Source organism: Kitasatospora sp. NPDC059599 (assembly GCF_042735125.1).
Taxonomy (GTDB): domain Bacteria; phylum Actinomycetota; class Actinomycetes; order Streptomycetales; family Streptomycetaceae; genus Kitasatospora.
On the sequence record NZ_JBHWCL010000039.1, the window covers coordinates 18,793 to 32,777 of the forward strand.

The following is a 13,985-nucleotide window of genomic DNA, read 5'->3' on the forward strand; positions in this document are numbered from 1 at the left end:
GCGGGCAGCGGGACCACCGGGGTGCCGCCGGTGCCTCCGGAGCAGGGCTGACCCGGGTCAGTCCTCCAGCCGGAAGCCGACCTTCATGCAGACCTGGAAGTGCTTGATCCGGCCGTCCTCCAGATGGCCCCGGACCTGCGAGACCTCGAACCAGTCGAGGTTGCGCAGCGTCTGGGCGGCCCGCTCCACCCCGTTGCGGATCGCGGCGTCGATGCTCTCGGTCGACGACCCGACGATCTCGGTCACCCGGTACACGTGGTCGGTCATGGCGGACTCCCTCAGCTGTGCGACGGCCCCCGGTCCACCGTGCACCGCCGCCGCGCCGCCCGCACCCCGGGCGGCCGCCGTTCTCCGTGCAGGAGTCCGGCGGGCTCCCGAGCGGCTCCTGACCGCGGGCCCGGGGTCAGTTCCGGCCCGCGGGCCCGCCCGGCCCCGGAACTCCGCCCCAGCAGGCCCGGGGAGCCCGTCCCGACAGGCCCTGGGAGGCCGGCCGAGCCGGCCCTGGAAGGCCGCCCCCGCGGGCCCTAGAAGGCCGCCCGCACCTCTCCGACCGCGGCGCCGCCGCCGAGCAGCGGAGCCGCGCCGATCCGCTCGACGGTCTCCTCCGCGCCGGTCACCCCGAGCCGGCGCAGGGCGGCCGCCAGGACCGGTCCGCGGGCGCGCTCGCCGCCGTCGTCGATCTTGAAGGCCAGCGCCCGGCCGTCCGGCAGGGCCACCACCTGGACGGCCTCGGCACCCATCTTGGACAGCGCGCCGGGGACCGCCCGCATCAGCCAGGTGTCGGCCCGGCGGGTGCCGGCCACGTACTCGGGGTGGGCGCGCATCGCGTCGGCCACCCGGCGCGGCGCGGTTCCCGTGGCGGCCAGCACCAGGCCGCGGTAGCTGCGGGCCAGGCCGGTCAGGGTGACGGCCAGCAGCGGGGCGCCGCAGCCGTCGACACCGGCGTGCGCGGGGGTCTCGCCGGTGCCCTCCTCCAGGGCCTCGCGGGCCAGCCGCTGGATCGGGTGGGCCGGGTCGAGGTAGCTCGCGGTGTCCCAGCCGTTGGCCACGCAGGCGGCGAGCCAGCCGGCGTGCTTGCCGGAGCAGTCCATCAGGATCGGGGCGCGGTGGCCGCCGGCGCCGAGCAGCAGCTCCGCCTCGGTCTCGTCCAGCGGCAGGTCGGCCGGGGTGCGCAGGGCCGACTCGTCGAGCCCGGCGGAGGCGAGGATGGTCCGCACGCCGTCGAGGTGAAACGATTCTGCGGAGTGGCTGGAAGCCGCCAGCGCCAGCAGCTCGCCCTCGATCGCCAGCCCGGCCCGCAGCGTGGCGACCGCCTGGAACGGCTTGGCCGTCGACCGCGGGAAGACCGGCGCGTCCGGGTCGCCCAGCGCGAACTCGACCGAGCCGTCGGCGGCGAGCAGCACCAGGGACCCGTGGTGGTGGCCCTCGACGAAGCCGGATCGTATGACCTCGGCGAGGACGGGCGCGGTGGCGAGCTGGGGCATGGGGGGTGGGCCTTCCGGGGCGAGGGTGAGCCGGGAGCGAGCCGGGCCCCACCCGCCCGCAGCGACTCACCCGGTCAGAGCGGCCCCCCTGCGAGCAGGTCGTCGACCCGTGCTTCCCCATCACGGTACCTGCGGGTGATCTCGGCATTGCAACCGTCGGCCGTGCGCAGCAGCCGCTGACGCCGGCCGGACACCTCCCGCTCGTGCGCGCGAAGCCGCTCCAGGGCGGCCAGCAGCTCCTCGGTCGGGTGGGCCGCCAGGTCGGCCAGCTGGACGTCGCCCATCAGCGCGTCCGCCTCCAGCCGGGACTCCCGGGTGCGCGGCGGACCGAGGGTGACGTGCCGGGCCGAGCGCCGCACGGTGGAGGGCGCGTCGGTCAGGATGGCCGGCAGCCGGTCCAGCAGGTCGCCGGGGACCGGGTCGGGGCCGGGGGCGCCGACCGCCCGGACGGGGCCCGCGCCGGGACGCCGGTCGAGCTCGGCGCGCAGGATGTCCATCCGCCCGTGCAGCAGCCGCCGCAGGTACGACAGGTCGGCCTCCTGCTCCATGGTCTCCCGGCGCAGCACCCGCAGCTGGTCCAGGCCCAGCCGCCCCAGGTCCGGCTCGCCCTCCGCACCCGCCACCGGGCCGCACGGGGCCCCGGGGGCCCGTACCACCTGCCCGGCCCGGTCCCGCGCCGCGCTGCTCGCGTCCATCACCCAACCCACCTGCCGTCGTCCGATCCCGCCCGCTCGCGGCACCCCGTCCCTGCCGCCGGTCCGGCCCGTCCCCCGGCGGGCTCGGCGTTCCGTGCGTGGCACGCCCGGGAGCCCCCGGAGGTTCCGCTCCCCGGCCGCGACCACCCGTCGGGGCGACGCCGCCAGAACACCTGACCCACCGGCTCGACCGCCCGGCCGAACCCGGGGCCCGACGCGGCGGACCTGATGGCGCCCCGGACCCTTCGTACGGCCACCAGCGTGCCACCCCGCCCGGCGCGCGCGCACCGCCCGTGCACCCGAACGGCCCCCCTGGCGAACGGGGGTGGCTGGTATGACCGGACCTTTCCCCAGGAAGCGCGGCGCCTGCCCCGGCGCAGGCGCTCGCGTCATGGCGTGCGGCATCCTCCTACGCGCCCCTCGTGTGCGCCCTGAGAGACCTCTGTGACGCACGTGGGGGACACGGCGCGACGGGCGGGGGCGTACGGGCGACGCGACGCGGGAGCGGGGGCGTACGGGCGACGCGACGCGGGAGGCGGGGACGGGGGCCGGGCGGGGCGGCCCCGGCGGCGCGCGCGGGGGCACGCGGCCGTGTGCGGAGCGCGGTGCCAGGGGCCGGGAGCCCCGGCCCCCTCCCGCCCGGGGCCGTCGGCGCCCTCCGGCACAATGACGGCATGCGAGCAGTGGTGCAGCGAGTGAGCGAGGCCCGGGTGACCGTGGCCGGTGAGACCGTCGGCGCGATCGAGGGGCCCGGGCTCTGCGTCCTGGTCGGCGTCACCCACGAGGACACCCCCGACAAGGCCGCCCAACTGGCCCGCAAGCTCTGGACGCTGCGGCTGCTGCCGGCGAACGACGAGGGCGTCGAGCAGAGCTGCTCGGACCTCGGCGCCCCGCTCCTGGTGATCAGCCAGTTCACCCTCTACGGAGACGCCCGCAAGGGCCGCCGTCCCACCTGGAACGCCGCCGCCCCCGGCCCGGTCGCCGAACCGCTGGTGGACGAGGTGGTCGCCCGGCTGCGGGCGCTGGGCGCCAAGGTGGAGACGGGCCGGTTCGGCGCCGACATGCAGGTGGCGCTGGTGAACGACGGCCCGTTCACCGTCCTCGTCGAGGTCTGAGCGTCCCGGCCGGGCACGGATCCGGGCGCGGGCCCGACCGGATCCGGCCCGGCGCCCGGCGCGGCCTACTGCGGGACGATCACGTCCTGGGTGCCCGGCACCGTCCCGGCCAGCAGCACCGCGTCCACCGGGACGTTCCGCTTGACGATCGCCAGCGCGATCGGCCCCAGCTCGTGGTGCCGGGCCGAGGAGGTCACGAAGCCGAGCGCCCGGCCGTCCGGGTCGGTGGCCAGCCGCACCTCGGTGCCGTGCGGGGGCAGCGACTCCTCGGTGCCGTCCAGGTGCAGGAAGACCAGTCGGCGCGGCGGGCGGCCCAGGTTGTGCACCCGGGCGACGGTCTCCTGGCCGCGGTAGCAGCCCTTCTGCAGGTGCACGGCGGTGCGCAGCCAGTCCACCTCGTGCGGGATGGTCCGGTGGTCGGCCTCGAAGCCGAGCCGGGGCCGGTGGCCCTCGATCCGCAGCGCCTCGTAGGCCCAGATCCCGGCGGCCGGGCCGTATCCGGAGGTGAGCTTCTCCAGGTCGGCGCGCGGCACGAACAGGTCGCGCCCGTAAGGGAGTTCGCGGACGGCGGCGACGCCCTCGGCGGAGGCGGCGGAGCCGGCCGGCAGGTGGACCACGGCGTATTCGGCGGTCGCGTCGGCGACCTCCACCCGGTAGAAGAACTTCATGCTCTCCAGGTAGGCGACCAGCGCGCCCTGGGTGCCCGGCTCGACGTGCGCCCAGGTGGTGGTGCCGTCGTCCACCAGGTAGAGGGCGTGCTCGACGTGCCCGTTCGGGGAGAGCACCAGTGCCTCGGCCGCCTGCTGCGGCGCCAGTTCGCTGACGTGCTGGGTGAGCAGCAGGTGCAGCCAGGAGAGGCGGTCCGCGCCGGTGACGGTGACGACCCCGCGGTGCGAGAGGTCGACGAAGCCGGTGCCCCGCGCGAGGTTGCGTTGCTCGCGGAAGATGTCGCCGTAGTGGGCGGCGACGCCCTCGTCGGCCCCCTCGGCGGGGACGGCTCCGGGCAGGGCAAGCAGCGGGCTCTTCACACCGGTCATACCGGCCAGCTTACGGCCGGTCCCCGGCGAGCTTGGCGGTGCAGTCGGCACAGCGGCCGAAGATGGCGAAGTGCTTGAGGTCGGTGTCGAAGCCGTGCTGCGCGCGCAGGCTGTCGATCAGCGGCTGGGCGATCTCGGTGTCGGTCTCGGTGACCTTCTCGCAGTCCCGGCAGACCAGGTGCAGGTGGTGGTGGCGGCCGGCCAGGTGGTAGGTCGGGGCGCCGTGGCCGAGGTGGGCGTGCGAGACCAGGCCCAGTTCCTCCAGCAGCTCCAGGGTCCGGTAGACGGTGGAGATGTTGATTCCGCTGGCGGTCCGCCGGACGTGACAGAGGATGTCGTCCGGGGTGGCGTGGTCGAGGGCGTCGACGGCCTCCAGCACGAGCTGCCGCTGCGGGGTGAGGCGGTAGCCGCGCTCGCGCAGGTCGGTCTTCCAGTCGCCGGAGAGCTGCCAGTCGGTGGTGCCGGTGTCCGCCACGGTGCTGTCCCTGCCAAGGTCGGGGGTCCTGATGCAAGTGTAGGGACCGGCCGCGGGCCGGTCCCTACCTCGTGCACGACTGGGCCGTCACACGGGTCGTGCCTACTTGAAGAAGGCGATGCCGTCGTCCGGCAGGTCGTTGATGTCCTTGATCAGCTGAGCCGGGCTGAGCACCTTCTTCAGCTGCGCGGACATGTACGGGCGCAGCGGCACGTTCGGCGCGGCCTTCTCGCCGACCCAGAGCAGCTCGCCGTTGACGAAGCCGTACAGACGCTTGCCGCCCGAGTACTCCGGCGAGCCCTCGATCCGGGCCACGGCGTCGGTGGAGACGTCGACCTGGGGCTTGCCGTCGGCCAGCTCGCCGTACCAGATCTCGACGGTGCCGTCGTCACGGACGGAGGAGATCTCGATCCCCCGGGCGCCGCTGGTGCCGTCGTGGTTGCTCGTGATGCGCCAGAACGCGTGCTCGTTCTCCAGCGGGCGGACCTTCTCGCCCTCGTTGTCCAGCACCCAGGTGCGGGAGCGGAACTCCAGGAAGGGGCGGCCGTCGTGCCGGATCACGATCTCCTGGCCGAAGTTGCACTTCTCCGCGCCGGGGCCCCCTTCACCCGGCAGAGGGGCGTAGACGCCCGCGCCCTCCCAGGTGCCGAGGAGGAAGGCGAGCGGGACGACGTCCTTGTGGAGGTCGGAAGGGATCTCGATCATGTTCCTGGTCGCTGTCGTCGTCGGTGTGGGGCTGCCTCAACCGTACGGCAGGCTCAGCGCTGGCCCTGGTACAGCTTCATCACCGAGAAGATGGCGAACCAGGTGATCAGCACGGCCATGAGGGCCAGCAGACCGTCGAAGAACATTTCCAGACCGGACACGGGGGGCTCCCAGGCGGCGACAGTGTGGTGGATTTTGCTGCGCTCACTCTATCCGTCGGGCCACGGCCGGTCGCGGTGAGCCCCACCACGTCGCGGTTCCGCGCCGGTGCTACCACGCCGCTCAAGCTTTGCCCGCGGGTTCCGGGGATGACGGACGGCGGGGGTGGCGGGCGCTCTAAGGTGTCGCCATGTCGAAGAAACTGGTCATCAAGGTCACCGCAGGGGCGGACGCGCCGGAGCGGTGCTCGCAGGCGTTCACGGTGGCGGCGGTGGCCGTCGCCAGTGGGATCGAGGTCTCGCTCTGGCTGACCGGCGAGTCCTCCTGGTTCGCGCTGCCGGGCCGGGCTGCGGAGTTCGAACTGCCGCACGCGGCACCGCTGCCGGACCTGTTGGAGTCGATCCGGGCGGCCGGCTCGGTGACGCTGTGCACCCAGTGCGCGGCCCGGCGCGGGATCGAGCAGAAGGACACCGTCGAGGGCGTCCGGATCGCGGGCGCGCAGGTCTTCGTCAGCGAGATCATGGCGGACGGCGTCCAGGCCCTCGTGTACTGACGGGCGCCGCCGGGCGCTGATGTGCGCTGATGTGTGCCGACGGCTACGGACGCTGCTCGTGGTCGGGGTGGTCCCGGTCGTGGCCGGGATCCTCCCACTTCGGGTCGTCCCAGCGCGGGTCGTTCCACCAGTCGTCGTCCGGGTCCCGCTTGTTGGCGAACACCGCGGCGGCCGGCGGGATCACCATCGCGACCACGCACATGCCGATCGCCGCGCCGACCGAGAAGAACCGCACCACGCCCCAGGCCATGACGAACAGGCCCAGGCACACGCCCATCATGGCGAAGTAGTAGCGACGCCGCCGCCTTGCCTGCACTCCTCCACGGTACGGCCGAGGGCCCCTGCACGGCAGGGGCCCTCGGAGTGTCGTCCGCACTCGGGTGGACGCGCGCCGGTCCGCGCGCGGCAGTCCGCACGCGCCGGTCCACGCGCTCCGGTCGGGAGGCGGTCAGACCGCGATCGCGACCTCGACGGCGGCGCCCTGGGAGGCCACCACCTGACGGTCCACGGTCTGGCCCGGCACCAGCGCCCGCAGGGTCCACTTGCCCGGGCGGGCGAAGAACCGGAACTGGCCGGTCGCCGAGGTGGGCACCTCGGCCGTGAACTCTCCGCCCTCGTCCAGCAGCCGGACGTAGCCGTTGACCGGCTCACCGTCGCGGGTCACCGAACCCTGGATGATCGTCTCGTTCGCCACGTCAACTCCTGCCAGGTCCGGGCCGCCGGCCTTCGCACCGCACATGTCTGTTTTCCCTTCTGACTTACGGGTCGAGCCGGAGGCTCAGTTGCTGCCGAGCTCGATCGGCACGCCGACCAGGCTGCCGTACTCGGTCCACGAGCCGTCGTAGTTCTTGACGTTCTCCTGGCCGAGCAGCTCGTGCAGCACGAACCAGGTGAGCGCGGAGCGCTCGCCGATGCGGCAGTAGGCGATGGTGTCCGTCGCCAGGTCGACGCCCTCGGCCTCGTACAGCGCCTTGAGCTCGTCGTCGCTCTTGAAGGTGCCGTCGTCGTTGGCGTTCTTGGCCCACGGGATGTTGCGGGCGCTCGGCACGTGGCCGGGGCGCTGCGACTGCTCCTGCGGGAGGTGGGCCGGGGCGAGCAGCTTGCCGGAGAACTCGTCGGGCGAGCGGACGTCGACCAGGTTCAGGGTGCCGATGGCGGCGATCACGTCGTCGCGGAACGCGCGGATCGACGAGTCGGCGGGCTGCGCCGCGTACTCGGTGGCCGGGCGGGCCGGCACCTCGGAGACCAGGTCGCGGGAGTCCAGCTCCCACTTCTTGCGGCCGCCGTCCAGCAGGCGGACGTCGCCATGGCCGTACAGCTTGAAGTACCAGTAGGCGTACGAGGCGAACCAGTTGTTGTTGCCGCCGTACAGGACGACGGTGTCGTCGTTGGCGATGCCCTTGGCACTGAGCAGCGCCTCGAAGCCGGCCTGGTCGATGAAGTCGCGGCGGACCGGGTCCTGGAGGTCCTGCTTCCAGTCGATCCGGACGGCGTTGCGGATGTGGTTCTTCTCGTAGGCGGAGGTGTCCTCGTCGACCTCGACGATGACGACCTTCGGGTCGTCCAGGTGGGCCTGGACCCAGTCGGCGTCGACCAGGACGTCGCTGCGGCTCATGGTGGGTTCTCCATCCGAGGGCGGTTTGCGGAAGGTGCTGCTCAGGGGGGTGCTGCAGGAGCGCCCGGCGGGTACGGTCCGAATCCCTGTCCGAATACTGGGACAGCGCGGGTGGACCGGTGCGGGGGGGCAGGAGACTGCGGAGTACATCGGCGCCGGCCCGCGACTGCGGCCGGGAACGGTCACCGGGGAGATCGGCGGCGGGCTTCAACTGCCCTGCCGGGATGCCGAGTCAGCGCATTCGACACAGACAGGCGGCCACGCGGCACAGGTCTACCGCCCGCCGCTTCGTGAGGTCCGTCTGTCGCTTCATGCCGACGATGCTAGGGACACCGACGGCCCGCTGTCATCAGCGTATCGAATATTGAGATCAAAACATCCACATCGCAAGATTTGGCCTTCGCCCGACCCGTCGGGCCCGGCCCGGCCGCCCCTCAGCGGCACGCAACGGGCGGAAACACCACCGCTCCGCGGTCCGCGCTGGACAGCGCGTCTCGCGGAGCGGAACGTTTCGGCGGTATGAAGATCACGGATTCGGAGACCCGACGGACCTTGGACTCCCGAAGCCTTAGCGGGAAAAGGAAGCGGCAGGACGGCGGCGGGATCAGCCCAGGAGCTTGACGCCCTTGCCGTCGAAGGTCAGCTGGAGACCCTCCGGCAGCGGCGCCGCGCCGTCCTTGTCGCCGTCCTTGGCGGCCAGCTTCAACCCGGCCGGCAGCGTGTCCAGCGTGAAGCTCATCGGCTCGATCTGCTGGTTGGCCATCCCGGCGACCATCCCCGCCAGGGAAGTCAGCCGGAAGCCGTCCACCGTCACGGTGTTCCCGTCGTTGTGCACGGTGCCCTCGCCGATCGCGATCGGCCCCAGCGAGGCCTTGACCTTGCCCGGGCCGCCGTACGACAGGCTCAGCCGGGTGGTGCTGCCCACCGGCAGCTTGGCGCCGTGCAGCAGCTGTGAGGCCGGCGGCAGCAGCTGCGCGAGGTCCGGGTACGAGATCACGCCGCTGCCGGTGCCGTTGTCCACCGTGGCGCTGTTCATGCTGTCGCTCACCTTGACGCCGGCGAGCTTCGCCTTGAACGAGTGCAGCGCCACCTGGTGGCTGCCGTCGCCGACGGTGAGGCCGTCGGCGGATATCCGGACGTCGTCCAGCTTCATCGACAGCACCTGGGTGAGGAACGGGAAGCCCTCGATCGAGACGTCCGGCCGCTGGCTCATCCGGCCGCTCTGCACGATCCGGTCGGCGGCCTCGTCCTCGGCCACGCCGACCGCGATCCGGTCGGCGCCCACCAGGAGGCCGGAGAGCACCACCAGACCGATCGTGGCCTTCAGCCATCCGCGCATCGTGTCCCCCGTCGTCGCCGGTCGCTGTGGTCGTTCGCAGGTCGTTCGCAGGTCGTTCGTCGCCGTCGTTCACCGGCCCGTGGCGACCGCCGGACGCGGCCGCTCCGCACGACCGTACGACGTCCCGCCCCGGAGCATGGTTCCGGGACGGGACGTCGGTGGGAAGGGCGCTCCCCTGCGCCGGGAGGATCAGGCCAACAGATCGGTGGCGATCCAGATCAGCGGCGCGGCCACCGCCAGCGGCAGCGCCACGCCCGCCGTCATGTGCACGAACCGGGACGGGAAGTCGTACGCGGCGACCCGGCGGCCGACCAGCGCCCCCAGCCCGGCGAGCGCGCCCAGCGCCACCGGAGCACCCACCAGCAGGCCCAGCGCCACGGCCGCGGCCAGGCCCAGGACCGGGCCCAGCTGCTTCGGGCCGGGCAGCGGCGCCGCGGCCAGCAGCGTGGCCAGCGCGACCGCACCCACCCCGGCCGGCACCCAGTCGGCCAGCAGCAGCGAGGTGCACAGCGCCGTCACCACGGTGGCCGAACCCAGCACCGTCAGGGCGTAGAACCGCTCCTTCGGGTCCGACGGACGGAACGTCTGCAGCACCAGGACCAGCAGGAAGAACCCGCCCAGCGTGCCCACCACGGCCGCCACGCCGCCGTCGGAGTCCGCCAGCAGCACCGCCACGTCCGCGGTGAGCCCGGCCAGTGCGGCGAGCAGGATGCCCTGGCGCGCCGGCCACATGCCGTTCAACCGGAACCAGCCGGCCGCCGTCAGCAGCTGCAGCAGCGCGACCACCAGGGCCAGCGCCACCTGCCCGAGCGCCGCACCGCCGGCCAGCAGCGCGGCCGCACCGGCCGTGATCAGGGCCGGCTGCAGGCCCGGGTCGATGATCGGCGAACCGGTCCGGCCGCGTGGACCGGCCGACGGCACGGGCTGCGCCGGGACGGCCGCGAACGGCGGCACGGCCGGGGCACCCACCGCCCCGCCCGGTCCGGGCCCGCCGGGGGCGGGCGGGCGCTTGAGCGTCATGGTCGGCGGATCGAAGGCCTCCGCCGTCTGCTGCGCGGCAACGGGCTGCGGCTCGGCAGGCGGCGTCTGGTCCGGCGCCGGGGCCGCGTGCCGGGCCCGGGACCGGGCCGGCGCCTGCTGCTGCTGCTGCGGCTGCGGTGCCTGCGGGTGTTGCGGCTGCGGTGCCTGCGGGTGTTGCGGCCGCGGGTGTTGCTGTGCCTGCGGATGCTGCGGCGCCTGCTGCTGCCAAGGCTGAGCCGGAGGCTGGTGCTGGTGCCGGGCCGGAGCCTGTCCCGGATGCCGGGGCGGCGCGGCGGGCATCGCACCGGAGACCACCACCGGCGGCAGCAGCGTGGTGGCCGCGGCGTCGTCCATCGGGGGCACCGGCGGCAGCAGCGTGGTCGCGGCCGCGTCGTCGAACGCCGGCACCGCCGGCAGCACCGCCGTCGCCTCCGCGTCCGCCGGATAGCCGTACGGCGGCGGCTGCTGCGGCGGGTACTGCGCGTGCTGGCGCTGCGCGTGCTGCTGCTGCGGCGGGTGCTGCGGGTACCCCTGCGGGGCCTGGGACTGCTGCGGGGCCTGGGGCCGGGCGTGCTGCGGCTGGGCCTGCTGCGGGTCGGGCTGGGCCTGTCGGGGCCACTCGCCGTAGCCGCCGCGGTTCGGGTCGTTCATGTCCGTCACGCCGCTCAGCCTCCCGCGAACGGCGGGAGGATCTCGACCGTCCCGCCCTCGGTCAGGGCGACGGTCGTGTGGTCCCGGCCGCCCACCTGGGCGCCGTCGACCAGGTACGAGCTGTGCCCGAGCAGCCGGACGAGCTTCGGCTTGTCGGCGTGCCGCTCCTTGGCCGCCGCGAGCGCCTCCGCCAGGGTCGCCGCCTCGTACGGCTCCTCGGCCAGGCCGGCCTCGGACTTCGCCGCCGCCCAGTAGCGGATCGTGCCGCGCACCCGGGCGCCGCTCGCGGGCTCGGTGGTCGCGCCCATCGGGCCACCCCTTCTCGTCGTCCTCGCCCGGTCCCGGTGGCCCGGTCCGGCTCGCCACCGGGACGGCCGCCCGACCACCCGAACGATGGACCCGCGCAGCGCCGCCGATGTGCGTCCCATGATGGCGGGTCCGCCGCCACGACCGGCAACCGCCCTGGCCGCACGGGTGCGGAGCAGCGCTCGAAGCTGTGTCCAGGCTCACCCGGCGTACGCCCGAAATGGGGGAACCGCCGGATTCGAACACTCCCGGCGCGGGAGGAGGTCGGCTATTCTCGACCACCAAGAGGGATCCGGGCAGAGTCGCCCCCGGGTCCTTTTGTGCTTTCAGGACGCCAGTACGGACGTCCTTGCGATTCGTCGGTCCACCCCCGGCGGTCGCGGGGACCGCCCCGTCCGTCGCGGCACAACGACGTGCCGCGGCCGGCCGGGACGTCGCCACCCGGCACCGGGCCGCCGCCCGGGGCCGGACCAGACCGGAGGGTTCGCGGTGATGAGCAGGGCAGAAACGGTGCGCCAGGGGTTGCGGGACCCCCGGCGGGTACGCCACCACGCCCTGCGCGCCGTCCGCTCCCCCGGTACGCCCCAGGCGCCCGTCCTCCTCTCCTCCCCCTCAGCACGTGCGCCATCCGGCTGTGGCGGCAGCCGTAACGCGACCGCGACGACCCGGAAAGGGGACCACCGGGTATGAGTTCTCTCCTCCTCCTCACCAACGCACTGCAACCGTCGGCCGAGGTACTGCCCGCCCTCGGCCTGCTCCTGCACAACGTCCGGGTGGCCCCCGCCGAGGGCTCGGCCCTGGTGGACACGCCCAGCGCGGACGTCATCCTGGTCGACGGCCGACGCGACCTGCCGCAGATCCGCAGCCTCTGCCAGCTGCTGCGCTCCACCGGCATCGGCTGCCCGCTGATCCTGGTGGTCACCGAGGGCGGCCTGGCCGCCGTCACCGCCGAGTGGGGCATCGACGACGTCCTGCTGGACACGTCCGGCCCGGCCGAGGTCGAGGCCCGGCTGCGGCTGGCGCTCGGCCGCCTCCAGATCGACACCGACGACAGCCCGATGGAGATCCGCAACGGCGACCTCTCGGTCGACGAGGCCACCTACTCCGCGAAGCTCAAGGGCCGGGCGCTCGACCTCACCTTCAAGGAGTTCGAGCTGCTCAAGTACCTCGCCCAGCACCCCGGCCGGGTCTTCACCCGGGCCCAGCTGCTGCAGGAGGTCTGGGGCTACGACTACTTCGGCGGCACCCGGACGGTGGACGTCCACGTCCGGCGGCTGCGCGCCAAGCTCGGCGTGGAGAACGAGCAGCTGATCGGCACCGTCCGCAACGTCGGCTACCGCTTCGTCGTCCCGGAGAAGCCCGAGAAGGGCGAGCGCCCGGAGCCGGCACAGCACCCCGCCGGCCGCCTGGAGCCCTGACCGGCGGGCCGGGCGGGCCGTCCCCCGCCCGGCTTGTCCGGTTCGTCCGGGCGGCCGCCCGCCGTCCGCCCGGAGGCGGCCCCCAGGTCCCACTGCCGCCCCGGAGGCCACACGCGTAGACTCCACTCGTGGCCAAAGTGACGCGCGACGATGTAGCCCGACTGGCTGGTACCTCGACCGCGGTCGTCAGCTACGTCATCAACAACGGGCCGCGCCCGGTCGCGCCCGCGACCCGGGAGAAGGTCCTCGCGGCGATCGAGCAGCTCGGCTACCGGCCGAACAGCGTCGCCCAGGCGATGGCCTCCCGCCGGACCAACCTGATCGGCATGGTCGTCCCGGACGCCCGCCAGCCCTTCTTCGCCGAGATGGCGCACGCCGTCGAACGGGCCGCCTCCGAACGCGGCAAGCTCGTGCTGATCGGCAACTCCGACTACGTCGACGACCGCGAGGTCCACTACGTCCGCGCCTTCCTCGGCATGCGCGTCTCCGGCCTGATCCTGGTCAGCCAGGGCCCCTCCCAGCGCGCCGCCGAGGAGTTCGCCGCGATGGAGGGCGCCAAGGTCGTGCTGCTGCACCGCCGCCCCGAGGCGATCGACGACGTCGCGGTGGTCACCGACGACGTGGGCGGCGCCGAAGCCGTCGTGCGCCACCTGCTGGAGGTGCACGGGCACCCGTACGTCGCCTGCTTCGGCGGCCCGGTCGAGTCCCCCGCCCCCGGCGACCCGGTCATCGACCACGTCGAGGGCTGGCAGCGCGCCATGGACGCGCACGGCGTCCCCACCGAACCGCACCTGATCGACGCGCCCTTCCACCGCTACGGCGCCTACGAGGTCGCCCTCGGCGTGCTGCGCTCGCCGGACCGGCCGCGGGCGGTCTTCTGCTCCACCGACGACCAGGCCATCGGCGTGCTGCGGGCCGCCCGCGAGGTCGGCCTGCGCGTCCCCGAGGACCTCGCGGTGGCCGGCTTCGACGACGTGCCGGAGGCCGCGCTCGCCGACCCGCCGCTGACCACCGTCGCCTCCGACCGCGACGCGATGGCCCGGGCCGCCGTAGACCTGGTGCTGGACGACTCGCTGATGGTGCCCGGCTCGGACACCGAGCGGGTCCGCAAGTTCCCGTCCCGCCTGGTCATCCGCCGGTCCTGCGGCTGCGACGGCGCCGCGCCCGGCCGCCCCCAGCCGGAGTAGGCGGACGCCGCCCGGCCGAGGAACGGACGACCCGGGGCGCCGGCCGGGCGCACGGGCCGGGCGCACCGACCGGGCGCCTGGGCCGGAGCCGCGGACGGGTGAGCGGAAACGGAAGCACGAACTCCGCTCCGCAGACCACCTGACCAGGCTTTATGAGAACCCAACGGGCTTCTGTCCGCCCTCTGAGCCGGTTCTCATCCAGTCCTCATCCACCGGGCGGAGCTTG

Annotated in this window: 17 protein-coding genes; 4 read left to right on the forward strand and 13 right to left on the reverse strand. The window is 73.9% G+C overall.

All coding sequences use genetic code 11. The features are described from left to right. Nucleotides 1-57 precede the first annotated feature (57 nt). The 3 genes from ACFV04_RS16220 to ACFV04_RS16230 form a co-directional block, all read right to left on the reverse strand. Nucleotides 58-267, reverse strand: a complete 210-nt coding sequence (locus ACFV04_RS16220) for a dodecin (protein ID WP_360264060.1) — start codon at nucleotides 265-267, stop codon at nucleotides 58-60. Between the two features lie 257 nt (nucleotides 268-524). Further along, nucleotides 525-1,484 (reverse strand): asparaginase, encoded by a 960-nt coding sequence (locus ACFV04_RS16225; RefSeq protein ID WP_380349051.1) that lies wholly within the window; start codon nucleotides 1,482-1,484, stop codon nucleotides 525-527. Between the two features lie 74 nt (nucleotides 1,485-1,558). Then, complete coding sequence (locus tag ACFV04_RS16230) at nucleotides 1,559-2,179, reverse strand: ABC transporter substrate-binding protein (protein ID WP_380529626.1); 621 nt, start codon at nucleotides 2,177-2,179, stop codon at nucleotides 1,559-1,561. Between the two features lie 674 nt (nucleotides 2,180-2,853). On the opposite strand from ACFV04_RS16230, the gene dtd reads away from it, so the two are divergent. After that, complete coding sequence (gene dtd / locus ACFV04_RS16235) at nucleotides 2,854-3,294, forward strand: D-aminoacyl-tRNA deacylase (RefSeq protein WP_380529628.1); 441 nt, start codon at nucleotides 2,854-2,856, stop codon at nucleotides 3,292-3,294. Between the two features lie 65 nt (nucleotides 3,295-3,359). Here the strand turns inward: dtd and ACFV04_RS16240 are convergent, their stop codons facing one another. The 3 genes from ACFV04_RS16240 to ACFV04_RS16250 form a co-directional block, all read right to left on the reverse strand. Then, a complete protein-coding gene (locus tag ACFV04_RS16240; protein ID WP_380529653.1) occupies nucleotides 3,360-4,322 on the reverse strand; it encodes a YgfZ/GcvT domain-containing protein in 963 nt (320 codons plus the stop codon). A 19-nt stretch (nucleotides 4,323-4,341) separates the two neighbouring features. After that, nucleotides 4,342-4,806, reverse strand: coding sequence for a Fur family transcriptional regulator (locus ACFV04_RS16245; protein ID WP_360264050.1), 465 nt, complete (start codon nucleotides 4,804-4,806; stop codon nucleotides 4,342-4,344). A gap of 102 nt (nucleotides 4,807-4,908) precedes the next feature. Then, a complete protein-coding gene (locus ACFV04_RS16250) occupies nucleotides 4,909-5,511 on the reverse strand; it encodes an FABP family protein (protein WP_350632162.1) in 603 nt (200 codons plus the stop codon). A gap of 349 nt (nucleotides 5,512-5,860) precedes the next feature. Between ACFV04_RS16250 and ACFV04_RS16255 the strand changes: the two genes are divergently transcribed. Beyond that, nucleotides 5,861-6,223, forward strand: coding sequence for a DsrE family protein (locus ACFV04_RS16255; RefSeq protein ID WP_360264044.1), 363 nt, complete (start codon nucleotides 5,861-5,863; stop codon nucleotides 6,221-6,223). 43 nt (nucleotides 6,224-6,266) lie between these two features. On the opposite strand, the gene ACFV04_RS16260 is transcribed toward ACFV04_RS16255, so the two are convergent. The 7 genes from ACFV04_RS16260 to ACFV04_RS16290 form a co-directional block, all read right to left on the reverse strand. Next, a complete protein-coding gene (locus ACFV04_RS16260; RefSeq protein ID WP_360264041.1) occupies nucleotides 6,267-6,539 on the reverse strand; it encodes a DUF3099 domain-containing protein in 273 nt (90 codons plus the stop codon). 132 nt (nucleotides 6,540-6,671) lie between these two features. Continuing rightward, entirely contained in the window at nucleotides 6,672-6,962 is a 291-nt protein-coding gene (locus ACFV04_RS16265) for a DUF1416 domain-containing protein (RefSeq protein WP_030244525.1), read from the reverse strand. Nucleotides 6,963-7,001: 39 nt separating this feature from the next. Further along, entirely contained in the window at nucleotides 7,002-7,838 is an 837-nt protein-coding gene (locus tag ACFV04_RS16270) for a sulfurtransferase (protein WP_360264038.1), read from the reverse strand. Nucleotides 7,839-8,070: 232 nt separating this feature from the next. Further along, nucleotides 8,071-8,151, reverse strand: coding sequence for an Ms5788A family Cys-rich leader peptide (locus tag ACFV04_RS16275; RefSeq protein ID WP_350517234.1), 81 nt, complete (start codon nucleotides 8,149-8,151; stop codon nucleotides 8,071-8,073). A gap of 291 nt (nucleotides 8,152-8,442) precedes the next feature. Beyond that, nucleotides 8,443-9,177 carry a DUF2993 domain-containing protein gene (locus ACFV04_RS16280; RefSeq protein ID WP_380529631.1) on the reverse strand — a complete coding sequence of 245 codons (735 nt, stop codon included), beginning with the start codon at nucleotides 9,175-9,177 and terminating at the stop codon, nucleotides 8,443-8,445. Nucleotides 9,178-9,366: 189 nt separating this feature from the next. Next, nucleotides 9,367-10,857, reverse strand: a complete 1,491-nt coding sequence (locus ACFV04_RS16285; protein WP_380529633.1) for a hypothetical protein — start codon at nucleotides 10,855-10,857, stop codon at nucleotides 9,367-9,369. Nucleotides 10,858-10,862: 5 nt separating this feature from the next. Beyond that, complete coding sequence (locus ACFV04_RS16290) at nucleotides 10,863-11,156, reverse strand: MoaD/ThiS family protein (protein ID WP_360264029.1); 294 nt, start codon at nucleotides 11,154-11,156, stop codon at nucleotides 10,863-10,865. A gap of 684 nt (nucleotides 11,157-11,840) precedes the next feature. Here ACFV04_RS16290 and ACFV04_RS16295 point away from each other — a divergent pair. Both ACFV04_RS16295 and ACFV04_RS16300 read left to right on the forward strand, forming a co-directional pair. Beyond that, nucleotides 11,841-12,572, forward strand: a complete 732-nt coding sequence (locus ACFV04_RS16295; protein WP_380348988.1) for a response regulator transcription factor — start codon at nucleotides 11,841-11,843, stop codon at nucleotides 12,570-12,572. Nucleotides 12,573-12,700: 128 nt separating this feature from the next. Next, complete coding sequence (locus ACFV04_RS16300) at nucleotides 12,701-13,759, forward strand: LacI family DNA-binding transcriptional regulator (protein WP_360264024.1); 1,059 nt, start codon at nucleotides 12,701-12,703, stop codon at nucleotides 13,757-13,759. Nucleotides 13,760-13,985 lie beyond the last annotated feature (226 nt).